This window comes from Natronococcus sp. A-GB7 (assembly GCF_029688865.1).
Lineage (GTDB): Archaea > Halobacteriota > Halobacteria > Halobacteriales > Natrialbaceae > Natronococcus.
Genome location: NZ_JARUKV010000034.1, coordinates 20843 through 44137 on the forward strand (window position 1 = coordinate 20843; position 23295 = coordinate 44137).

Consider the following 23295-nt stretch of genomic DNA (forward strand, 5'->3'; position numbering starts at 1 on the left):
GAGCTCTCATTCATGGGTGGTTGAACCTCGGGTCGTGAATAGTTTGACCTATTCCACTAGCCACTTATGCATTTCCTTGATGTGGTTGAATCGGATGAGGTGCCGTCATTCAAGTATTAAATAGCGATCGGTCCAGTTCTGACACTTCTGGCAAACATCGGTACAAAACCCACACCACAATTATTGGTAGACCAAACTGTTCTCTGCATCACCAAGTTGTTAAGTAGGTGGCGCGTCGCGATTTTTACCATATGCCGCCTGGGATCGTGCTGGCGTCTGCGACGAGTCCGACTGAACAAGCTGCGTTCGACGAACTCGTTCACCGTGGCGTCGAGTATGATGCCGTCGCCGACTTCCACCCGCCGTCGAGCGATCGGGTGGTCCACGCCTGGACGGTCCCTGAAAACGACGACGTCGACCCGACACGTATCTCCGCGGGCGATATCGTACTCTTCTACAGAGGGAGCAATCGATACAAGTGGGCAGCACAGATCACTCGTGTTGATCAGGATCCCGATCTAGCCCACGACCTGAATACCCGCGTCGACGACGCCGCACCGGCCGCACATCCACACGACGAACTGAGTAACATAGTCCTGTGGCTCACCATCCCGGTCCCAATTGAGCTCCAGAGTTTCGAGCTGCACGACCTATTTGGTCTCGATCAGAAGGCGCTCACTCGAACTATCATTCCACACACCGATGCCATCGACGAACTCCTCGAGGAGTACGGGTCGCTCGAGTCGATGCTCACCGCTCACCGCGAGCCACCATCGGTCTTCGTCGAAAAGACGTCACTATCTGATAAGCCGTATAAACAGTCAGGCCAGGAACTCGAGCTGGGCTCGGGTGCGTTCTCCTCGAGCGAGAGCATTGATGGACGCGACATTTACGGGACGCTGCGCGAGCCTGAAGTTGGCGATCTGGTGCTCCACATCCTCACAGACACCCGAGAGTTTCGCGGCGTTTCCATCGTTACGTCGACGCTTCGGGACGACTTTCAGGGCCCCTCGGACGGGTCGTGGACACCAAACACCGAGGGCGGTGGCTACTTCCTCCCCTTGGGAGGGTATCGAGCGTTTGAGAACCCCGTCGACTTTGACGACGCCTTGTTGGACAACGACGACTACCATCCGCGACTCAAGGAGATCTATGAGGTCCACGACGGTCACCTGTACGACCAGAACTTCGAGCTCGTCCAGGGAGGGTACTTCACTAAGCTCCCCATCGATCTGCTCTACCTCTTCATCGCGATCGAACCTAGACTTCTAGCGGACATTCGCCGTGTCTACTGGGACCTCCAGCCACCGGAACCAGCAGACCAGTACAAGAAGGTTAGCGAGACGGTCGTCGACATCCGGACACGGCTGCCGTTCACATCGACCGGCCTGGATTGGTTCCAAGAAGCCTTTACACAGACCATTATAGAGACACTCTCCGAGTCACTTGCGGGTGTCGAACCCAACGCCGAGCTCGATCGGACCCAGGCGGTTCACTGCGAGCTGATCACGCAACTCTACTTCGCAAACGAAGAGACGCTCACAGCGATAGCAGAGGAAGTCGGCATTGGTGCAACGAACCGAATCAGCCACGCAGAGACGCTCTTTTTCGTGCTCTTTCGTGAGCTACAGTCTCGTGCAGGCGTGAACCCGAACATGAACCAAGTGAAGATAGATACGCTCGTCAGCGAGACGTACACCGTCGAAGCACCGACGCTCGACGTACCCGTCGACGAAGGTGGACCGCTCAAACCCCGAGAGAAACCCGAAGAGGGTGACGAGATCGCCCGCCAGCTGGTCAACAGCGGGCAGATGGTCTTCTACGGACCGCCGGGGACCGGAAAGACCTACACCGCAAAGCGATTTGCCCACTGGTGGCTCAACGAGCAAGATGGCGTCGACGCGCATACGAGTCAACTGGAGACCGTTACGTTCCACCCGTCATTCACGTACGAAGACTTCGTCGAAGGCCTAAGCGTCGACACCACCGAAGAGGGATCGGTGACCTATGACGAACAACCGGGGGTGTTCCTCGAGTTCGCAAATGAAGCGAAACGCGCCTATCACGCAGCCGGCGACGACGAAGAGGCGCCACGGTATGTCTTGATCATCGACGAGATCAACCGGGGCAACCTCGCCCAAATCTTCGGTGAGATGATTACAGCACTGGAGTCGGACAAGCGCCTCGACGGCGAGAACGAGACCGAAGTCTCCCTTGCTCACTCAGGGAGCGCGTTTCATCTTCCGCCGAATCTCTACCTGATCGGGACGATGAACACCGCCGACCGCTCGATCGCACTCGTCGACGCCGCCCTTCGCCGACGGTTCCGTTTTCTCTCTTTCCCACCGAAGCTCCGACTCCTTCGCGAAGAACACAAGCTCGGCGACTGGACCGATGTCGACCGAATCGCCTCCGCACCCAGCCACTCCGATTCTCTCCTCGCTCAATCACTAATCGCGGTGTACGAACTGAACAAGCGTATCCGCTCTGAGCATGATCTCGGTCGGGGCAAACAGATCGGTCATTCGTTCCTCTTCAACGTTGACACTGACACAGACATCGTCGACACCTGGCGGTTCGAGATTCTGCCGCTGCTCGAGGAGTATTTGTTCGGGCAGTACTCCAGAATCCGTGAGGTGCTGTTCGTCGGCGACGGCGAGATGCTGTTTGACTGGGAGCGTGAGCAGATCAAGTCGTTCGACGATGGCAAGTTGTCCACCGCACTCGAACCGTTTGTCGCCGAGTTCAACTCGTCGGAGGCCACCGACGACGACTGATGGCTGTCTCGACGCACATAGACGAAGTCCAGTTCGCAGCCGACATCGAGCTCTCGGAGTATGAAGAACATGATGAGCCGATTGAGCTGAGCGAAGCGGCGGCACGAATGCTCACCCAGGAGGTGAACGGCGGCGACGATCGCGATGGCGATCGGATCAAGCTGCGCTACAACCGTGACGGGGAGGCGATCCTCACGGCGACCTCATACGTCGGCATCGTCTCACTCCGGGATGGCCCAACAATCCAGATCCAGCCGAAGGCTGCGGGCACGAACCTCCTTTCACTACTCCGTTTCGCCCACAACACGACGGCCACGACGTTCGAGACACAGACGCCCTATCGACAGGGACAGACATTTCTCGACGCGCTCGGGGCACTCTACGAAGCCGAGCTGCGACGAGTCCTGAACAAAGGGCTCCACACGGACTACCAGCGAAAGAGTAGCACCGAACAACACCTGCGTGGACAGCTCAACCTCCAGCGTCAGCTCCAGCGTCATCCACCGACGCCCACGGCGTTCGAGTGCACCTACGACGAACTGACCCACGACATCACCGCGAACAGAGCGATCTTGTACGCAACGTCGATCCTCCTCGGCCTCGTCTCCGATCCTTCTGTCTCTCGGTCGCTGCAACAGCACCAGCAGCTACTGCGCCGGCGGGTCACCCTCGAGCCAGTTACGGTCCAGCAGGTCGAACGCATCCAGCTCACGAGACTCTCGGACTACTACGAGGACGTCCTCCGCCTGGCTCGCCTGGTCATCGGCAACGCATTCATCAGCGAGCTCGAGGCCGGCGCCAGCGCCTCTTTCGCGATGCTCGTGAACATGAATACCGTCTTTGAGAACGCCGTCGAGCGGGCCGCGCGGGCTGCCGTCACTGACCGGGACGGCTGGCGAGTCGTGCCACAAGACCGGAGTCAGTCGTTGCTCACCGGTGGCCGTCATGACGTCACGCTCAAACCTGACGTGACAGTGTTCGACGGCGCGGACTCGGTGCGAATGGTCGGCGACGCCAAGTGGAAGACCAGCCCACCGAAGAATGCTGACTTCTACCAGATGACCTCCTATATGCTCGCACGAGACGCACCGGGCGTTCTCTTCTACCCCAATTGTAACGGAGCGAATGCGTCCCAATCGATCGTCGCCGAGCAGTATCCGCTCGAGCTCGTCGAGCTGCCGACATCGAAAGAGGTCAGTAATCACGAGGAGTTTGTTACGGTGTTCAAGCGGGCAGTGGCAGCATCTCTTTCGATTACTGAATAGCGTGCCATAGAAGACCAGCTGAATGGGTTGAACAAGTCCAAGTAGAGGGTCAATCAGTCCGTGGCCTCTATCGGTTCGTCGATGATTCACGTGAAGAGTAACGAATGGTATTCAACAGGACCTCCGGAGCCTGAACCCCTAAGACCGATTCGTGGTTTAGCTGTCGGATGGCTCAATTTGGTCTGCAGCAAGCTCTCTCGCAAGATACACTCGACCCAGTGCTAAATGGCCTGATGAGAACGCTCAATGCCGCTCAAGCGAAGAATTGCTTGTATCTCTCGGAGCGAACATCCGGTCGCGTGGAGGCGGACGGCAAACACCCTGGCGAGTGTCGTCGTCCGCTCATGCTTCCAAGCTTTCTCAAACTCCTCCGCGTAGTACTCGCTGAGCAGGTCTACGGGCATGTTCCACACTAACTCCACGACCTGCTCGTTCCTCAAACTGGCCTAACTAGACGGTGCCTAGAGATCGATCAAAATATCATGTTGAATGACAGTATAGCTGGCACGTTCTGTTCATTCACACCCAATATTCCGACCCCCGTTATCAGTCATACTGACTTACTGACTGATTTTGGACCTGATGAACACCCTCGATCCGCTAGCCTCCTATAAGACTCACATAGGTCATTAGGGGGAGCACTGTCTATAGTAGCCGCTGAAAGTCAATGCACATCCGATCGCTCGACAACTATACGATCAGTACGTAAATCTCTCAGGTGTTACTATAATTAATGAAATTTGAGGAGTGAGGGGGTCGTATAGTTGGTGTCGACCGTCTCGGTGATCTCGGTCGCGAGCTCCTCAAGGGTCTCGCGCTGACTGTCGTCGACGTCGGGATCCAAATCGACTGATACGGTGGAACGGGTATCAGCGACGCTCAACATCTCAGCCTTGGAAAGTCGATGATCGGTCATCCGAACGTCGATTGATACGGAGGACAATGCCGTCGTGTGTGAACCCCTCGACGTCGAGTTCGTCGAGGAGCGCTGGGAGCTCCTCGAGGTGACCGTTCAGATTGATGGCCGACTCGTCCGGGAGCACCCCGACGAGTCGCCAGTCGCCCCGATACCGCCACGCATCTTCGGGATCGGATTGTAGGCACACACGGCGATAGACCGAGATCTGGTTCGCACTGAGATGGACATTGCTCGCAGGGCCACCGGAGAGCGCCTTCGCCTCATATCTGACCGGTCGGAACTCGCCGTCGTCGTGTACGAGCCCAACGAGATCGAATCCAGCGCCATCCCAGACACGAGAGATGTGCAGGCCCCGGGCCAGTGCTGAGTCATCGTCAGTTGCTCGCCATTCGTTCCATGCCTCACGGACCGACGACCGGGTGGTTCCTTCGGGGAACGGTGAGAGGAGGGCCTCTCGGGCCGCCTCGAAGAACTCTGGGCTATCGTCGTGTTCTAATGCGGAGAGGGTTTCGTCACGGACGCAGTCCAGCAGCGCCACTTCTGCCTCGTCGCCGACTATCTTCTGAGCCTTGTGCTTCCGCGCCATCTCCTGTCGGTCGAACGTCCCGTTATCGTTCGGGTGACTCTCCAGACCCTCTGGCCCATCTCGAGTCCATCCTGCATCGCTCGCGTCTTCGATCTTCGAGATTGATTTGTAGCGTGGCGAGAAACGTCGAATTTCGTCGCTCAAGACCTCCGGATCAGGAATCTTCGAGGCTGGAATCGAAGCGGTGTAATCCGCGTTGGATAGCCAGCGGACGACAGCCCGAGATTGGTCGAACGTGAGTCGATGGACGGCGGAGTCGATGAACTCTTCGAGAGACTGCTCGACGGTCTCTTCGTCTGCATCCTCCACCCCGTTCGACGAGACGAGATTGACCAGATACGACACTAGCCGTGGTTGGTGATCGTCGAACCAGCGCTGCCACCGGAGGCGATGCTCGTGGGAGCATGAGAATCGGGGCCTGAACCGATCTTGTTCCTCGGTGAGGTCAAGCTCCTTGAACCGTTGGTTGATTTCTACGTCGCGCACATCGTCGGAGCACTCGCCCATCCCGATATCCGATGGTCCGAGCGAGGACAGCTGGGTAGGAGATTCGATAGAGTGGTTGAGTGTGAGATCGAACTCCCCCAGCACATCTCTGGTCGCATCGAACAAATTTCGTTTTGCGGCCTCGTCCAGCGGGTAGAGCAGCTGGGCGTACTGGCTCACGAGAGGTCCGGCATCTTTCCGATCGACGAATCGGTCGAGACGGTCGACACCATCATGGTCGTACTCAGTCAGGGCCCGCTCGAAGAGGATACCGACCTGGCGTTGATCTTCGAACAGGAGGTCCGCGAGGGCCTCACCGAACGGTGTCAGGTCGTGTGATGGTTCGCCCAGAGCACCATCGAACACGATGGTGGGGGCGTCTGTGTCCACGAAGAACGCATAGCTGTCCTCGCCTCTGTATCGTTCCTCGGAGTCGAGCTCCCGTCTGTCCGCGGAGAGAGTGTACTCCACCCATGCGTCTTCGACCTGCTGGAACAGACCATTGTGCCATCTGTCGATGATGTCGTCGTCTATATCGAGACGTCTGACGGCCTCGCTCAGCGCCAAGAGACGTGGGAGCAATCGCTCAATCGCCTCCTGTTTCTCGGTGGCCCTATCGTCGGTATCCCCGTCGGTTTCGTCAAATCGGACCTGGCGGTTGACGGTGAGGAGGCGGGATTGCAACGGCGACGAGTCGTTGACGGACTGGCTCGGTAGTACCGCGGTAACGAGGGGGACTGAGTGGAAGATCCGACGCATCTGATCGCGATCGTCGGAGTTCGTGATGATGTAGGCGGGCTCGCCAGAGAGTTGTCGCCATTCAAGGGGACGTTCGTGCAGCCCTGTGGACGTCTCTGCGGGATGATACGTCAACAACGGTGGGGGATCGGTCCTTGATTCAGCCGAATCGTTGGAGACGATGGCCTGAAGGACTCGCTCGTACAGCCCGATGAGTGCATCGCGAGCGGAGGAGTCGACCTCGACACTGGTCAAGTCGAGGTTTTGGAGACGGTCGGCGAGTCTGCGTGCGGGGGCCGCATCATGCTTCTCGAGGGTTCCCTCGGATATTCCATCGAGCGCACCGAGCGTCGTCAGGATCTCTTTGTACTCCGACCCCTGGCCGACACTCCACAGGACGCGCTTTCGCCCGTACGAGCGCGTCGGGAGCACGACCACATCACGGGGAGCGACCCCGGCAGAGGCATCAGAGAGGTATCGTGGAGGTTCAGCGTGTCCGGTCGGGTCCTCCGTCGATTCGGAGTCGCTCTGGACGGGGAACCATGGCCGTTTGGCGAGCGGTGGGACCAGATTCGTCGACGCCCTCGACGAATCTTCCTCATCTCTTCGTTCGTCGATCTCCTGCTCGATGAGGTCAGACAACCAGACGTCCCAGGCGTCTGCAATCGAGACCAACCACGCATCGGACGGGCGGTCATCGTCGAACGACCCGTCCGAGAGCTGTGGCATCGTCGGGGCGCTGGGCCGTGTCTCTGCGGGGACGATGGTCGGCGGGATGGCTCGCGCATCGACGATGGCGTCTTGTCCACCTTCGATGAGGGTCAGTGGGATGCCTCCCTCGGGAGGTTCCGGCCCACAACCTAGGAACAGCAGGAATGATTTGACATCGAGAGATGGCGGGAGGTCGCCGAGTCTGTCGATGTCGACCTGGTCGATGGTGAGTTGACGGGCGGGCGCCCATAGTGTACCATCGACGGGTAAATGGAGTGTCGCAATCGATCGGCCCGCCCGCTGCTCGGTACCGCTTGAGTCTCCGGATAGGAATCGCCACCCCATCCCGTATCCGTCGCTCTCTCCGAACGGGTCGGTCTGGTAGCGTTCGTAGAGGAACAGCTCCGCCGCGTATCCGATCAGTTCGCGTTGGAGGGTCGCTGCTCGGTCGGCATCCTCCGCCAGGGGCTGGTAATTGATGCGGGCAGGGGAGTTCCGAAGCTGGCGAATCTCGGAGAGCAACTGCACAGGATTAAACGACCGTTCTCCGAGCGACGAGCTATCGCCGCCGACGAACAACGAGGGGAACTCGAATGTGGTCACAGAACAACCTGCTTCTCGCAAACTGGTAGGGAGGGGAAGCGGACGGTCGTCTTCGTCGTCTCTGACGAACAACACCCGATCGCTCTTCTCTGTCTCCCAGACCTCACGGCCTGATTGGGTCGTCGGGAGCGGCACCCGAACCGATTCTTCACCCTCGCTCTCGACCGGGATTGTCGGTGTCTCTCGCTCGCGGAGTGCGTCGCACAGGGCATCGGCGTACTTTCCCAGCGTCACCGTCCCGCAGCCCTTTCCGCAGTGATGGTCCAACCACGCCCTGGATACCCGCCAGAATCGATCGCATTCGCCTGTCTGGACGCCGTCCTGGGTCTGGAAGTACCGGTCGGCCAGCTCCGCCCAGAGCTCGTATGACTCCCGGGCCTTCATATCGTCGCCGAAGAGGAGTGCTGCGAGGTGCTCTTCGATTCTCCGAGCAGGGATTCCGCTTGCCCCAGGGTCGAGGAGTGACCAGAAGTCGCGGCGGATGGTGTCATTATCTTGTCCCTCGACGCGCTCGACATCTTCGGGGTCGATTCTCGTCCACTCGACGGTACTCAGTGGGGCCCCAACCTCCTCGAGGAGTTCGAGGAGATGGAGCTCGGCTCCAGCCTCGAGGAGCGCTTGGTTGTACCGACCGACGCTATCGTCCTCGACGGTCAGTCCTTTGCGATCTGGCTGCAGGAGAAAATCGCCATTGAAATCGACTCCGAACGGTGCATCCAGTTCCGTCGGGAGGTAGCCGTAGAGCTGCCCCTCGACATCTCTAGCATCTGACCCAGGCCAGCTGATTGCAGCACCAGGGTTCGAGAGGTCGTAGTCGGCTTCTGCAGCTTCCTCTGCGAGCGATGTCGACGAGTGACGCTCCGATCTCCAGTACGCCATCGACCGCCCGGAATCCTCGCTCCACGTTCCGTCGGTCGGCCAGGTCCGACGCTCGAAACAGCGGTCCGACGTCTCGGCTCTCACGGTTAGTCCGCGGCTGTGTTCGAGTACCCCGGCGAAGTGAAGATGGCTCTCGTTGAGATTCTCCATCATCTTCGAGACCTCGTCCATCCGCTTCGTGGGAATCGGGACCACGACGGCGGTGGTGACCTTTCCGTCGGGTATCGGTGACGGTCGTCCATCGCTCATCAGCGGGAGCGGGAAGTGATAGCTCGGACGTGTACCAATGTCCGAGTAGGTGGGCTCAGTCGTCTCGAGGAACCTCTCGTGACCCCGTCGTACGTCGGCGGAGTCGAGGCGCTCGCTCCAAATCTCGTCGTCCAAGTGCGAGTGGAGTTCCATCCCCCACCAGCCGTCCTCGTGTCGACTCCAGACACGGACCCAGTCGTTCAACCAGAAGACTGATCGGAACCCGACTCCCTTGTTCCCGACGCTCTCGTCGGGTGATTTGTTCGACAGGTGGACCGAGCAGAGTGCATTGAAGTCCGGTCGGTGGGCCTCTTCCGGTGGGTCACGGTAATCGAACTTGGGGTCGATTGAGATGGGAAGTCCATCGTTCGTGACGACGAGTGCGTAGGAGCTGGCCGAGGTCGGCGTCTCGACGACGTTGACGGTGATTTCTGCATCCGCTCTGTCGAGTGCATTCTGGAGCAGTTCGAAGACAACACGGCCAGCGTGTGCACGACGGACGCCCTGTTCGTCGCCACGTTGCTGTAGCGCCGTCTCTCCACGTTGCCTCTCGTAATAATAATGATGCTTCTTGAAGATGGTCTTCAGAGCACTCGATGTGGGGTAGGTATCATCTCGTTCGGACACGTCCAGGCTCATCGGCGAAGCAGCGTGTTCAGTTCCTTCACTGAAGCGGTGAGTTTGGCGTGATCAGCGCTTGATTGTCGTCCCTCGAACAATGTCATAGACTTTGTGACGGTGCACTCTCATTTCATGCTTCGCATCATGGGACATGGGGCACTTGACCAGATTGACTCCGGTACAGCCTCGAACTCGACAGAGGTAGCAGAACAGCCAGGAAGGGATATGGACTAAATTGCCGCTCTGTTGGAGCGAACCGTTGTGTTTGACGACAACTCCAATCGAAATCTCGTACTCACCGACGAAACGGTGGATACCGCGAAGGTTCATGTCGCTCGAATTCTCGCGTTTCACCCCTACAGACAAAGTGTACCCAGCACCATCGATTTGGACTATCTGCTCGGAAGTTCTTCAGGAACAAGTTCGTAGATCCCATGGCCAAGTGGTTCCACGATATTATCCTGTTTCAATCGACCAAGACGCTCACGAACATATTGCGAAGAGTATCCCGTTTCTTCAGCAATCAGCGGCGCATTTGCTCTCCCCTCACGAAGTACGTCTACGATTGCCCAGTCAGCATCCCGCATATCATCCGCGTCCATAAATCGTGCTGATGTACTCATTAGTGTCTGATAAATGGTTGGCAATTGCCAAAAACCTATGGGTGATAACCTACAACCCATAGGTTTAATAGTCGCACTGTGATACTACAGAGTAGAGACCGAGGGTGGCCGGAAAATCTCGGCCGGGTGCTCTAACACCCGACCTCGGTCTGGCTACAGACCAATGACAGCTACAACACAATCCGACTCGAAGGTTTCGGATGCAGTCGACAGTATGGCGGCGAAAGTCGGTTTCGTCGTCGGCATCGATTCAGAGCACTCCGCACACATCTACTACCCAGCTGCAGACACGGTCAAAGTCTACGACGTCGGTACCGACTACGTGGTCGGCGACTACATCGACAACGAGACACGCGAGCACACCGAGGAACTCGAGGGCCGCCCACTGGCACACTGGATGTGCTACGTCCGTGACGCCCGTGGCGAATGGGCCGAAACGACCCACCGAGCGCCAGCGTTCGGAGGGTCCAACTGATGAAGCTCACCACGACTCCAGAGCAACTGCTCGAGGGTCTCTCCATTGGCACCCAGGGCAGTACCCACTGCCAGTGGTGTGACTACGAATTCTACGAGGGCGACACCGCTACCGTTCTCGTATCTCACCCAGCCGATGCCGACTGCTGGACGGTCCACCGCGCCTACTGCGCCGGCTGTGACCCCTCCGCGATCGCCGGTCCGACACTTGGCTGTACGGAGCTACTGGCTCGGTGTCGGCTGGGTACTCGAGCGGATCTCGCAATTCAGCAAACCGAGCTGGTCATTCTCGACCCCAAGCTGATCGACGCGAGTGAACCTGCCGAGAGTCAGTCTGCGCTCGAGACCGACGAGGACCCAACCACAGAGAGCCAGCCGTCGGACACGGAGGGCCTCGAGGTCGAGACGCTGCCACCGCGTCTCCGCACGTCCGACAGCCGCGCCGACTGAGCCCGGCACTCGATGTCGGTCACTTCGCCCCCAGCCCACGAGTGTGGAGACTCCACCGTTTCCGGAGTTCTCCCAGACAGGTCGACCGACGACAGCAGACACAGCAACGCGTATCGTTCGCACAGCGATTTTTCACGATTGCGAAGCCACAATGTCTTCCGACCACACTACTTCCGACAGCGACGCACAGTCGACGACTATCCAGACGCTAACCGAGGAACTGCGAGCACTTCGCTCACGAGTCGACGACCTCGAGACCGAAAATGAGGTGCTCAAACGCCGCGTTGAAACACAGTCCGATCGAATCGAGGGACTCGAGAGCCAGATCAACAAGAACGGCCAAGTCCGAACAGGCCTCGCACAGAACGCTAATGAGGCAAGGTTGGCGGCTGAAGAAGCGAGGGGAATTGCCTACTCTGCCAGCGCGAAAGCGTCCCAGGTCGAAGCCAGCAATGGAAAGTGAGAGCGACAGGCAGCACAGCTACCTAGTAATGTCGATCCTTCAATGAGTCCGCTTGATTTCTTCGTGAATTGTCGCCCATACAAGGTCAGGGAGCGCTTCGCCGATGAGTGGAATGAACAAAACACATACCAAGCGTTACTCGTCACGAAGCGCTGGGACGAATTCGCGACCAAACAAACCACTGGCGGCGGTGTGTTCTTCACTCGTGGCAACGTGCGGCAGGCCCTGACCGCGATCATGGGCGAACAGCCACGCGGGACGACTACTATGCGCGTCTGGGATTCGATAGTAGAACTTGGGGGAGGGAATCTCGAGAAACGAACGCAGAAGGTGAGTCCGAAGCAGCCAGCAAAGGAGATCTTAGCAATGGACTTCGAGACTGCGACTGGATTGCTCGAGGATCGCTACTGTCATTTGGATCTGCTTGAGGAAAGTGCAGCGAGTGCTGGTAGTATCACACCTGTTGTGACCAAGCCAACAGCCAAGCAGCGTGGGAATAACAAGAAGAGCTGCTACAATATAAGATACAGCTACGGCCGGACTGATTATCGAGTTCCCTGGATGAATTAGCGATGGGCCCATGTCCCGAATCTGCTGCAGCAGGTTAGACCGTCACTTCGTGTATATGAGCCTACTCGGTAGCTATAACCTTCTATGATTGGAACGACGAAATTGCTGTCCTACAGACCACTTAGTCCTGTAGTCAGACCCAGATTTTGGATAATATCAATCCTCAGTCCAATCGTCATACTCGGAATCGAGTTCTGCTGCGCGCTTATAATGCTTTTCTGCCCTCTGCTCCTCTCCTTCACTCGAGAGAAATTGAGCATACTCGTAATGAGTTTTCGCGCAATCGGGTTTGATGTCCAACGACTCTTTGAAATGATCTTCCGCCTCTTGTTCTTCATTTAATTTCTCCCATAATAGAGTTGCATATTTTCTGTGAGCTTCGGAGTTTCTTGGGTCACTTTCTAGTGCAGCCTTGTAGTAGTCTTTAGACTCTTCCGGATTATTCAATTCATTCGAGAGCAAATCTGCATAATGAAGGTTACCCGAAACGTCATTCGAATCAATTCTAAGTGCTGTCTGATAATGTTCCTCAGATTTTTCCAAATCTCCTATTTCTTCAGATAATAATTCTGCATACTTAGTGTGTGTAGATACATCATCTGGGTTGAGTTCGAGAGCTCTTTCATAATGCTTCTGCGCTGCTTGCGGCTGGTCTAGCTGGTTTCCAAGCAAATCTGCATAGTTGCTGTGATGAGCATAGTGTTCAGAGTTAAGATCAAGAGCCCTTTGATAATGTTCTTCTGCTTTTTCCGGTTGTTCTAGTTCGTCTCTTAATAACTTCGCATAATTTCCATGTGCAGAATGATTCTCTGGATTGAGCTCTAGAGACTTCTCGAAATGTTTTTGAGATTTCTCTGGCTCCTCAAGTTTATTAAATAATATATGAGCGTAATTATTATGGACAGGGGGGTCCTCAGGATCGATCTCGAGTGCCTTTTTGAAATGATTTTTTGCCCTCTCTGGCTCGTCAAATCCCTCATTCAATATGCGTGCATAAAGAGAGTGCGCTCTTGAAAATATTTGAGGTAAATCTCCATTCGTTTCTTCTTCATCTAGTACATCATCTAAGATATTACTAGCTTCTTCATACTTTTCTGAATTGAAAGCCGAATATGCTTTAGCAATAGAATTAGATATGTCGAATTTTTTCTGTTCTTCCTCGGGAGCGTGTTTCATTGCTTCTTGCCTTTTTTCTGAAAGCGAAATGGCTCGACTGTGAGCTCGTTCCATCAGTTTGTGTTCCTGAGGTGCAGTCAACCCATCTACCCTGGTATATATTTTTGAAAATAGTTCTTCAAATCCTTCAATTTCCACGTGGAATACATTAGGTTGGTGTAGTAGCTTCTCTGTATATTCAGAAACGTCATCAACTGAACGCGTGCACCAAAAAATACCGGCATCAGACCGATTTGCTTCCAAGAGAGGTTTCATTAGAGAGTTGTCTAATCCGCTATAGCCAACAACGACTAGTCCATATTCGCCAATTGTTTGGGTTAAAATATCTGCAATATTCTCTTCTAGATCCTTTGTTTCGCTACCCAGATTTTTGACGTTTTCGTACAGATAATCTCCGTGCACCTTAACGATTGTTGGTGAATCACGCGTCAGAGTGAATTGTGTTGCTATTGCATTATGGTTTATTAGAAGTGGTCTTTGCTCAATATAATGATAGAACGCGTCATACAGAAGGTCGTCAAAGTTAGGTGTTAATGTTACTGGAACGTATTTCTCACCATAATCATTAGTCATCATCGATGCAAGTACAATATGTCCAAATTGAGGGTCAGCCCCGCTTACGACTTGATTCTCTATGTATTTTCGCCGCTGTCTTTTTGTCGTATACACTTCTTCAAACCAAAATCCATACGCATTTTGAGTCTCGTTTATACTTCTTTCTTTCTTTGATACCCATCCCTCAAAATTTTCTTCGGTTTTTTCTCTGCTGTAAGCTTCCTTTTGCCAGTTCTCTATTAGACCACTGGCTGTAGGGATTCCTGCGGATTTCGATGTCCCAGCACCAATCAGAAAAGCATATTCTCCTTTACATTCAGTGATTGTTTTTATGAGGTCGTCTATTGTCTTTTGCTTTATCATAGATCCCCTTGTACCTCTTTTTCCATAATTACCTAACAGGATGTAGTTTCTCTCATAATAAGATTTTCATTGATATTAGATACACATGCACTACCACGTGTATGACTGTATGCAAAGAGACAACATTATTTGGTTGGATTTTTCTAATTGTTTGGTGTGGTTCCAATGATTGTAGAATGTATAGGCTTTTCAGCCCATTTGAGTGTACTTAACTGACTTCTAACGTTCACTCATCCCAGACTTGCTCAACTAAACAACACCCCACATTATCTCTCAGAATTACTATTATAATTCTCACAGACAACTGTTCGGAGTTCTTCGAGAAGTTCCGGATGATGTTCCTCCAACATTCTGATGTCCTGGGGCAATTCATCTCGAATACGTTTCCGAACCCGCGATACTGCTTGGTATCGCTTCGAATCATCCACATCGGCCTCATCACTTATTCGCTCAAATTCTGTATCTGTAATTAGCGCGCGTGATTTCGCCATGTCTGCTGTTTTGACGGTTGGCATAGTAGTATCTTATATTCGCAGTAGCAAAATAGTTGCGTATATTCGCAATGTTCCAAATATTCGCAATCCTTAATACCGGACAGGAGAAATGGTGACTAAGCACGGAATGTCTCGGAAAATCTCCGAGGACGGTGCTGGAACACCGACCCCGTGCTGGAGTCTACCAGCAATGTCAATTCAACCACGCACACCCGAAACCGTTTCGGCTCGCAGTCGCACCGACCACCCGAACTACCTCCTCGTCGGCATTGACACCGAGGACGCACACCACGTCTACCGAACCACCGACGAAACCGTCCACGTCATCCACGGCACCGACCGAACCTGCCGCTACAACCTAGACGCCCACAACCTGTGCATCTACGACTGGATCGAGTACGTCAAAGCCGAACGCGGCTTCACCACACAACACCTCTACTCGAGCCTCTCCACTGCGTTCCCCAACGGTGACGACCAATGAGAGTCGCCACCACCCCCACCCAACTCCTCGAGGGATTCCCAGTCGGGCCCCAACCCACTGCGTGCCAACACTGCGGGGACATCCTCCAGGAAGGCGACCGCGCGACCGTCTTCGCCGCCCGCCCAGCCGACACAGACCAGTGGGCGATCCATCGCCCCTACTGTCTGACCTGCAGTCCCGACACCATCCGCCATCCAACAGTCGGCTGTACGGAACTCCTCGCGCAGTGCCGACTCGGCACTCGCGCTGATCTGGCCACCCAGCAGACCCGACTCGTCGTCCTCGAGCCCGAACTCACTGACTCGAGTCCCCCGACCAACAGGGCCACCGACCCACGGGCGATGCCCGTCCCACCCCGGTGAGCTCCCTGCCACACACTCGCGCCGACAGCCCCTGAGCCACTGCGCTCGGCTGTCTGCACTCTCCACCGTCGCCTCCAGGACTCGATGGCACGCCACCCCACTCGCCAGTCAGCACGCCCCCAGCGCACACTCGGACTCCCACTCGAGGTGAGCCCACCGTGACCGACGCGGGACTCACACCGACACAACAGCCGCCGCTCTCTCCAACGGCCACCCTCGAGATCGATACCGATCCAGTCTCCGAACTCTGGGAACAGCTGTTCGACCACCAGTCGATTCGCGACCGATTCATCCGTGCCGTCCGTCGGTTCGCCGACGGCCGGACTGTCCCAGAGTGTTACAAGCACCTCGAGGACCAACAGATCCCCTACTGGCTGCGCTCTCGAATACTGGACGTTGCCCGCGGCAACCGTCGCGAAGCCTGGCGACTCGCCACCGATCTCGTGCCAAAACTGGGACAGGGTCACGCGAGTCTCGAGGACCTGTTCGCGACTGCCGACTTCTTCACCACTAATGTTGCCGACGAGCAGCCGCCGACGCTCGCGATAACAATCGACCGCGCGTTCGAGGACGCCCCGCGACGGAAACGCGAGTCGGTCTGCCGACTGCTCGCCGTCCTTGCGACCGGCTTCGACATCCGCGTCGTCGCGAGTGGCCGCACTCAGCATTGGCTCGCTCGAGAGCACCGCGAAGAACTGCCCGGCGTGAGCGAGTGGCGGGAGACACACCATCCTACTGGGGACCAAGTTGAGCAAGCACTCGAGGTACTGGATCCCGATGGCCGCAAGGTCGAACTCCTGCGACAACTCGAGAAAGAACCCGCCAAGACGCTCTCGAGGCACGCACTACGAGCGATGCACGACGTCGACCGCAGTCGGATCTCCCAGCTGCTGGTCTCCGAGCAGAACTCGCTCACGGAACTCGGACTCATCGCCGAGTTTGGGCCCGCCGATGATCGGACTGTCGAGTTGCTCGAGGCCGGCCGACAGCTACTCGCCACGCTGGACGCCCAAGTCGGCCGGCAGCAGGAATTGACCGAGGCCGTGAGCGACACCGGAACAACCGGCCAACAGTGCCGTGTAACCCCGCGCACACGAGGGGAGGGAGGTGACAGCAGTACAGACAACAACCCCTACCGGACAGCCTATCTCGACCGTCCAAGCCATGCCGGTGCTGTCGGCTGTGGGGAAGCCGGCGATATCGCCCTCGTAGACGCACCGTTCGAAGGCCAAGCAGACGCTCCGGACCACACTCGGTACGTGAGCTTCGACGGCGATCGGGAGGAAGCCGTGGTCGCGGTTCGGGCGAGTGGGCCCCTGCAGTACGTGGTGAGTCTCGCGACAGCGTTAGCCTCTCCGCGGTTGGTTAACCGAGTGCTCACCGACAGCCGTCTCGAGTCCCTAGAAGATCCGCCGGCGATCCTTCGGGATGCTCGGTGTATCGGTGGACTCTCGGATGAGGCTCTCGCGGATCCGGAAACACTTCGAGAGACGTTCATCGAGTGGGGGACTGAGCTCGAGGATCTCACGGCAAAACTCTCGGCCGGCGAGTACGAGGCCCGCGACCGCTTCCGTGGGTCGATCATGCGATCGGCTCACGGCCTTGCTGGCTCGATTATCCATCTCTTCGACGCTCTCGAGATTGACGTTACCCGCGAACTCCGGGTGCCGGCTGGGCTCGACACGAACTCGCTGAAGGAACTCGCGACGTCGATCAGCATTTCAGCCGCAATTCAGTCGAAATACGGTGCGTTCGCCTGTTATCGGCAGCTGTTCGAAGCTCGAGAGGAGAAGCGTCAGAGTGCGCTCTCGCCGACTGTCGACGCCGACGACCCACTGGGGACGCTCATTGGCTCCCTGGTCGTTCGTGGAAACGACGTCCACCGACTCCGCCCGAAACTCGAGCAATCGCTCGAGACGCCAGCAGCGCTCGCTGAGGACGCTCCCGAATTCGCGGTCCGCGTTTCCCTGTCAACAGTCGACCGGACAGCCTATGCAGCGGCTGTGACGCGAATCCTCCAAGCCAAGAATCTGCGACTAACTCGAGAGATCGTTTCGTTGCTCCACGCACTGGCTGGTTCACCATACGCCGCTGCTCGAGCACTGCAGCAACTCGGCGCCGAAGACGACCGCCGAGAGCTTCGACCGGACGAACTCCGCTATGCGCTGGGAACACTCGAGCCTGCGCAGTTGCTCTCCGATCTCCCACCGACGGTTGGCCGAATCGTTCATACTCTTCTCACAGCTGAAAGACGCCTCTCACAGTGTGAGCTCGCCGACCGGGCGGACCTCTCGACACGGACGGTCCGGAACTATCGCAACCGACTCGAGGCGCTCGATCTCATCCGTGTCGACGAGAACGGGTATCGTCTGGCGTTATCGTTCCAGATAGCCACCGAACGCCGTGACTCAGTTGTTCCGGCTGTGCTTGAGGAGAACCAGACGCTCCTCGATGCAGCCGATGCGCTGCTCGAGACGATTCTCACACCAGACCGGTACGGCGATCCAGATGACCCGCTTGGGAGTGCGTTGTTCTGGCCACCGGATCCGGAACGGTTACTCGACCATCCGACGACTGGCCCATGGATGCGACTAGCCGCTGCACTCACAGCAACAGAACTCACCAAAGACAGCCAGACCGTTCAGATAGGACCAATGCTCGAGCAGCAATCGCTTTCTCACACAACTCCGTAACAACTGAGTCTCGTTCTATCTCCGATCTCCCACTACGCTTAGTTAACCAACGGAAACCCCTCCGCTGTACCCTGTGTTGGTTAAGCAGCCGATCTTGCGATCGGGGCCAATCTGCTATGTACAGGCCAACTAGGTAACGAAACGGTGCTTGATCTCCCTGATAGCTGTCAAAACCCGCCTGCTGAATATAGAGGATTAGTGCAGCACGATAGCATCGTTTATTTCCCGTCTGTAGTGGTGATTCGAAGAGCAGTGAGTTCACATATTGACAGTTACAGTGACGCTCGTTAGAGATATTCAGTCTATCTAGTTTGTTACAATATGGGTGAAAGCCGGACCCTTTACGCTTCTTCCTGCCTTACAGACTTCAGCATGGATTCGACTGTCGGACAGAATAGCGAATTGCAAACCAGAGTCCAGCAGCAGGAAGTTGCCGCCAAACTCGGTCAGCAAGCGCTCGAAACCGACAATCTCGAACAGTTGATGCACGACGCTACTTTTAGTATTGCCGAGACACTTGATAATGTCTATGTCAAAATTCTGGAGGTTACTCCTAGTGGGGACGAAATGTTCCTTCAACAGGGTGTCGGCTGGCGCGATGGCCTCGTCGGCGAAGCAACGGTGTCAGCGGATTTAGACTCTCAAGCGGGCTATACGCTGCTCTCTGAGAAACCGATTATCGTAGACGACCTTCGAACCGATGAACGGTTTTCCGGACCTGAGTTGCTCACCAGCCACGAAGTCGTCAGCGGTATCAGCGTTATCATTGGCGCTGTCGAAGAGCCGTGGGGCGTACTCGGAGTACACACAACTGAGCGCCGCGAGTTCACAGACCACGACGTGAACTTCGTCCAAAGCATCGCTAACGTGCTGGCAGCGGCGATCACGAAAATAAATGCGAAGCAACAGCTCTACGAAAAAGAGAAGAAGCTCAAAGAGACGTTCGACCGCATCACGGACGGCTTCATCGGGATGGATGCTGACTGGACCGTCACATACATCAACGACCGCGGGAAGGAACTGATTGACTTCGACGGTGAGGGACTGGTCAACAGGAACTTCTGGGATGTGTTCGAGCCGGCGCTCGGAACGGCGTTCGAGGAGCAATACCGTGAGGTGGTCGCCACCCAGGAGCCCACCTCATTCGAGGAGTACTACCCGCCGCTCGACGGCTGGTTCAAGGTTCACGTCTATCCGTCCGCGTCGGGTCTATCAATCTACTTCCGCGATATAACCGAGCACCGGAAGCACGAACGTGATCACGCACTGTTTCGCACGCTACTCGATTACTCCACCGATGCCGTCTTCATTGAAGATCCCAGGACCGGCGAGATCATCGACGCCAACGACACCGCTACTCGACAGCTCGGCTACCCTCGTGAGGAACTATTGGATCTAACGATAGCCGACATCGACACCGAACTTCCCACGCAGGAGGACTACCAGGCATTCGTGACGAACCTCAAAGACGATGGGCACACGACCTTTAACGGGACGCACCGGCGGAAAGACGGCTCCACGTTCCCGGTTGAAGTCAACGTTTCGTACATTGAACTGGATCAGCTAGAACGGGGGTACGTCCTCGCGCTCGCGCGCGACGTCACCGAGCGCAAGCACGCCGAAGAACGAATTCGTGAGAACAAGGCGGCGCTCGAACGGCTCAACGTCGCAACCCAGGAACTGATCGACGCTGATCCCGAGGAGATGCGACTCCAGACCGTCGACATCGCCCAGTTGGTCCTTGACATCGAGTACGCTGGGCTTTGGCTCTACGACGAAACGATCGGCGAGCTTGACGAATACGCCAGTCGAACGAGCCCCGAAATCGAACCTGACACAGTTCAGCTACCCACTAACCTTTCCGAGCGGGCCTGGCGGACGTTCGTCAGTGATGATGTGGACGTCGAAAACGACGTCGAGTGTAGTGAGAACGACACGGGGACGTCACCACTTCGGAGTCTTGTGTTAGCCCCATTGGGGAGACATGGCGTCATTTGTGTCGGCTCGACGCAGTCCGACACGTTCGACGATAGGTTAGTTGACCTCGTAGAGACGATCGCCACTACGGTCGAGACCGCGTGGGACCGTGCCGATGGCGAAGCGAAGTTAGAACAGCAGAACTCGGAGTTAGCCCGGGTCGATCGGCTCAACATGTTGATCAGGGAGATTGATCAGGCACTCGTCCGAGCGGAAACGATCGAATCTATCGATGAGGCCGTCTGCGAGCGCCTAGCCGAGTCCGCCCTGTTCGAGTTCGCCTGGATCGGCGAGTTCGACGCCGCCGGCGATACGGTTGCCGCTCGACAGTGGGCGGGGATTGATGGAACCTCTCTGGAACAACTCACTACGAGCGAGGAGTCTGTATGGTCTGAGAGCCAGGTCGTCGCCGCAGTCCGGACAGGCGAAGTTCAAGTCGTCGCTGACACCGCAACAGATCCACGGGCATCGCCGTGGCGCGAAGCCGCGCTGGAATCTGGCGCGCGGTCGTGTATTTGTATTCCACTCGTGTATGACGAGTCTATCTACGGTGTCTTGGTTGTGTACGGCAGGACGCCACAACCCGACGAACGGAACGTGGACGTCCTCTCGGAACTCGGGGAGACAATCGCCCACGCGATTCATGCGGTTGAAACCAGAGTGACTCAGCAAACCGACAGCATCGTCGAACTCACACTCCAAACGACGGCAGAACTGCCACTCGTTCGGCTCTCCCTGGAGACCGACTGTGTGATCGAGTTTGAGGGAGCGGTTCCGAGAGACGACGGGGACGTGACTGTGTTCTTCACTGCGAATGACGTGTCTCCCGACGAGGTTATGGTTGCCAGCGAGCAATCGCTCATCATCAAGGAAGTATTTCCTTTAGCTCAACAGGATACCGCTTCCCAATTCAAAGCACGGTTGGCCGACTCGACGCTAGCCAGCAAATTCCTCGAACAGGGTGCGACGATCCGCTCGCTAAACATCGATGCGGGGACGGCCACTGCCGTCGTAGAGTTGCAGGAGTCAGCCGATGTCCGTGAGTTCGTCGAGGGTATAAAGCGTGACGTTCCCGATCTCGACCTGCTCGCTCGCCAGTCTCGAGCCAGGCCACCCGACACGGAACAGCAGCTCCAAACCACATTCGAGAAGCGCCTCACCCCCCGTCAACAAGAGATCCTCCAACTAGCCTACCGGAGTGGATACTTCGAATCACCCCGCGTCCAAACGGGCAAGGGACTCTCCGACGAGCTGGACCTCTCGCAATCGACGTTCAACTATCACCTCAGAGGGGGCGAACGCAAACTCCTGGCGATGGTGTTCGATCTCGATCCAGAGGAGTAGTTGAATACAAGTCGTTGTTCATCCCATTATTGCGTTCTGTACTCTCTTTTATTCACGTATTATCTCGACGTGTTCCTTGTACATTGGTGATTGAGGGGGACTGAAGGAGCGTTTAGTAGGGAGAGTACGGATTGAGACAGATAGGCGTTCGCAATAGTGCGACGCGATCTCGGGTGCTGGCGCAGTTTTTCGAGACTATTCTTTCCTTGGTGCCCCCCCGATCGAGGGTATGATCTGCAACCAGGAGGAGCGTAGATCTGGCGAACACGAATCAGAGGGGCTGTTTTTCGGTGCGAACGTGCCAGCAGGGGTGGCCGGAGTGCTCAGCGTTTTGAGCCACTGGAACAACCGACGAATATTTTTCCAGTTCCTGAAGCAAGACGAACCGATCTCGGTCGATGTACTCACAGCACGGGTCGCATCCGATAGCTCATTGCTTGCGACCGCCAGTACCGTGAGACCTGAGGAACGTAACAAGGAGGCCTCCAGATAATGATGACTGAAGAGAGACATTCACAGCCGTCGATGGACACCGTTTTAGATGCCTTAGAAAACCAGTATCGTCGCCGCGTGCTCGTCGCGCTGCTGGAACACAATCCGCAGGACGCCGCGGACCCAAAAACGCCTTCGGACAGTGAACTCGCAGATGAGGACTTGGAAACACTTCGGATTTACATGACGCATACGCACCTTCCGAAACTGGAAGTGTCAGGATTCATCGAGTGGGACCGGGACACAAACTCGATACGGAAGGGACCAAACTTCGACGAGATTCAACCACTGCTGGAGTTAATGCAGAACCACGCCGATGAACTACCCGACGGCTGGTTGTGACTGTAGTGGGCTACTGACAGTTGAAAGCTAAGTTTCCCTCCCGTTGCACTCTTCGGTGGTGAACTTGTGAATAACGCCATGTATATTGCACGCCGTTGCTGCGATTTGTCCACCTCTCGGGTGGTTAGCGCAATAAGTGTTACATCACCGTCTAGTTCTGAGCCTTCTCAGCCAACCCCTTCCATCAAACAATTAATACAGTTTCTGCGGTCGTGACATCCTCGCCCGGCGTGAACGCCGGGGCTTCCACCGCAGGTGGAATACCCAGACTGGCTGGGATTGAGGTTTCAAGACGTGTGCGCGTCACCGGTCTCCGGCTCTGTCCCCGCTCCCACTGCTGGTGAGCTAGACGAACCCTTGTCATCGGAAGCCCGCCTCTCGGACGGGAGTCCCTCTCTCGGTGACATGTCTTGGTGGGCCTGCCACTGGCCCCCGCTCTGTGGCGAGTCAGCGCCTGCCGATTTCCAAGGCAAGCTCTCTCCCCGCGGATTTAGCCGATTGGCTATGTTCGCTGCTGCGTTCAGATCCGCTTGGTACTCCCCGAGCACGCCCCGTTCCTACACTTGAACGTGGCTTGATGCGGTCGATACCCCACGTGTTGA

The 23295-nt window shown here is 56.3% G+C and carries 15 protein-coding genes and 1 pseudogene; 11 read left to right on the forward strand and 5 right to left on the reverse strand.

Features of this window, described 5'->3' with window-relative positions; genetic code table 11:
- The first annotated feature begins 251 nt into the window (after positions 1-251).
- Positions 252-2777 (forward strand): AAA family ATPase, encoded by a 2526-nt coding sequence (locus QA609_RS21840; protein ID WP_278304740.1) that lies wholly within the window; start codon positions 252-254, stop codon positions 2775-2777.
- Complete coding sequence (locus tag QA609_RS21845; protein WP_278304741.1) at positions 2777-4042, forward strand: hypothetical protein; 1266 nt, start codon at positions 2777-2779, stop codon at positions 4040-4042. Before QA609_RS21840 ends, QA609_RS21845 begins: the two co-directional genes overlap by 1 nt.
- A 224-nt stretch (positions 4043-4266) precedes the next feature.
- Here QA609_RS21845 and QA609_RS21850 read toward each other — a convergent pair.
- From QA609_RS21850 to QA609_RS21860, 3 genes and pseudogenes are all read right to left on the reverse strand, one after another.
- Positions 4267-4446: pseudogene (locus QA609_RS21850) on the reverse strand (IS6 family transposase); the annotation flags it as partial.
- 483 nt (positions 4447-4929) lie between these two features.
- Positions 4930-9852 carry a hypothetical protein gene (locus QA609_RS21855; protein WP_278304742.1) on the reverse strand — a complete coding sequence of 1641 codons (4923 nt, stop codon included), beginning with the start codon at positions 9850-9852 and terminating at the stop codon, positions 4930-4932.
- Positions 9853-10226: 374 nt separating this feature from the next.
- Complete coding sequence (locus tag QA609_RS21860) at positions 10227-10457, reverse strand: winged helix-turn-helix transcriptional regulator (protein ID WP_278304743.1); 231 nt, start codon at positions 10455-10457, stop codon at positions 10227-10229.
- A 214-nt stretch (positions 10458-10671) separates the two neighbouring features.
- On the opposite strand from QA609_RS21860, the gene QA609_RS21865 reads away from it, so the two are divergent.
- The 4 genes from QA609_RS21865 to QA609_RS21880 all read left to right on the forward strand — a co-directional run bounded on the left by QA609_RS21865 (position 10672) and on the right by QA609_RS21880 (position 12414).
- Positions 10672-10932: a hypothetical protein gene (locus QA609_RS21865; RefSeq protein ID WP_278304744.1), complete on the forward strand. Its 261-nt coding sequence runs from the start codon at positions 10672-10674 to the stop codon at positions 10930-10932.
- Positions 10932-11381, forward strand: coding sequence for a hypothetical protein (locus QA609_RS21870; protein ID WP_278304745.1), 450 nt, complete (start codon positions 10932-10934; stop codon positions 11379-11381). Before QA609_RS21865 ends, QA609_RS21870 begins: the two co-directional genes overlap by 1 nt.
- A 151-nt stretch (positions 11382-11532) precedes the next feature.
- Positions 11533-11844, forward strand: coding sequence for a hypothetical protein (locus QA609_RS21875; RefSeq protein WP_278304746.1), 312 nt, complete (start codon positions 11533-11535; stop codon positions 11842-11844).
- A gap of 42 nt (positions 11845-11886) precedes the next feature.
- A complete protein-coding gene (locus QA609_RS21880; RefSeq protein ID WP_278304747.1) occupies positions 11887-12414 on the forward strand; it encodes a hypothetical protein in 528 nt (175 codons plus the stop codon).
- 156 nt (positions 12415-12570) lie between these two features.
- On the opposite strand, the gene QA609_RS21885 is transcribed toward QA609_RS21880, so the two are convergent.
- Together QA609_RS21885 and QA609_RS21890 are read right to left on the reverse strand one after the other, a co-directional pair.
- Positions 12571-14508 carry a tetratricopeptide repeat protein gene (locus tag QA609_RS21885; protein ID WP_278304748.1) on the reverse strand — a complete coding sequence of 646 codons (1938 nt, stop codon included), beginning with the start codon at positions 14506-14508 and terminating at the stop codon, positions 12571-12573.
- Positions 14509-14774: 266 nt separating this feature from the next.
- Positions 14775-14999, reverse strand: a complete 225-nt coding sequence (locus tag QA609_RS21890; RefSeq protein ID WP_278304754.1) for a hypothetical protein — start codon at positions 14997-14999, stop codon at positions 14775-14777.
- A 193-nt stretch (positions 15000-15192) separates the two neighbouring features.
- Here QA609_RS21890 and QA609_RS21895 point away from each other — a divergent pair, with 193 nt between their 5' ends.
- The 5 genes from QA609_RS21895 to QA609_RS21915 all read left to right on the forward strand — a co-directional run bounded on the left by QA609_RS21895 (position 15193) and on the right by QA609_RS21915 (position 22693).
- Positions 15193-15483 (forward strand): hypothetical protein, encoded by a 291-nt coding sequence (locus QA609_RS21895; protein WP_278304749.1) that lies wholly within the window; start codon positions 15193-15195, stop codon positions 15481-15483.
- A complete protein-coding gene (locus QA609_RS21900) occupies positions 15480-15845 on the forward strand; it encodes a hypothetical protein (protein WP_278304750.1) in 366 nt (121 codons plus the stop codon). The genes QA609_RS21895 and QA609_RS21900 overlap by 4 nt, the downstream gene beginning before the upstream one ends.
- Positions 15846-16813: 968 nt before the next feature.
- The gene (locus QA609_RS21905; RefSeq protein WP_278304751.1) at positions 16814-18538 is read left to right on the forward strand and encodes a hypothetical protein; all 1725 of its coding nucleotides are present in this window, start codon (positions 16814-16816) and stop codon (positions 18536-18538) included.
- 372 nt (positions 18539-18910) lie between these two features.
- Complete coding sequence (locus QA609_RS21910; protein WP_278304752.1) at positions 18911-21859, forward strand: GAF domain-containing protein; 2949 nt, start codon at positions 18911-18913, stop codon at positions 21857-21859.
- A gap of 492 nt (positions 21860-22351) precedes the next feature.
- The gene (locus tag QA609_RS21915; protein ID WP_278304753.1) at positions 22352-22693 is read left to right on the forward strand and encodes an ArsR family transcriptional regulator; all 342 of its coding nucleotides are present in this window, start codon (positions 22352-22354) and stop codon (positions 22691-22693) included.
- Positions 22694-23295 lie beyond the last annotated feature (602 nt).

Coding starts and splice junctions, on each gene's coding strand:
- QA609_RS21840 (WP_278304740.1), top strand. CDS start 252: ATGCCGCCTGGGATCGTGCTGGCGTCTGCGACGAGTCCGACTGAACAA.
- QA609_RS21845 (WP_278304741.1), top strand. CDS start 2,777: ATGGCTGTCTCGACGCACATAGACGAAGTCCAGTTCGCAGCCGACATC.
- QA609_RS21855 (WP_278304742.1), bottom strand. CDS start 9,852: ATGAGCCTGGACGTGTCCGAACGAGATGATACCTACCCCACATCGAGT.
- QA609_RS21860 (WP_278304743.1), bottom strand. CDS start 10,457: ATGAGTACATCAGCACGATTTATGGACGCGGATGATATGCGGGATGCT.
- QA609_RS21865 (WP_278304744.1), top strand. CDS start 10,672: ATGGCGGCGAAAGTCGGTTTCGTCGTCGGCATCGATTCAGAGCACTCC.
- QA609_RS21870 (WP_278304745.1), top strand. CDS start 10,932: ATGAAGCTCACCACGACTCCAGAGCAACTGCTCGAGGGTCTCTCCATT.
- QA609_RS21875 (WP_278304746.1), top strand. CDS start 11,533: ATGTCTTCCGACCACACTACTTCCGACAGCGACGCACAGTCGACGACT.
- QA609_RS21880 (WP_278304747.1), top strand. CDS start 11,887: ATGAGTCCGCTTGATTTCTTCGTGAATTGTCGCCCATACAAGGTCAGG.
- QA609_RS21885 (WP_278304748.1), bottom strand. CDS start 14,508: ATGATAAAGCAAAAGACAATAGACGACCTCATAAAAACAATCACTGAA.
- QA609_RS21890 (WP_278304754.1), bottom strand. CDS start 14,999: ATGGCGAAATCACGCGCGCTAATTACAGATACAGAATTTGAGCGAATA.
- QA609_RS21895 (WP_278304749.1), top strand. CDS start 15,193: ATGTCAATTCAACCACGCACACCCGAAACCGTTTCGGCTCGCAGTCGC.
- QA609_RS21900 (WP_278304750.1), top strand. CDS start 15,480: ATGAGAGTCGCCACCACCCCCACCCAACTCCTCGAGGGATTCCCAGTC.
- QA609_RS21910 (WP_278304752.1), top strand. CDS start 18,911: ATGGATTCGACTGTCGGACAGAATAGCGAATTGCAAACCAGAGTCCAG.
- QA609_RS21915 (WP_278304753.1), top strand. CDS start 22,352: ATGATGACTGAAGAGAGACATTCACAGCCGTCGATGGACACCGTTTTA.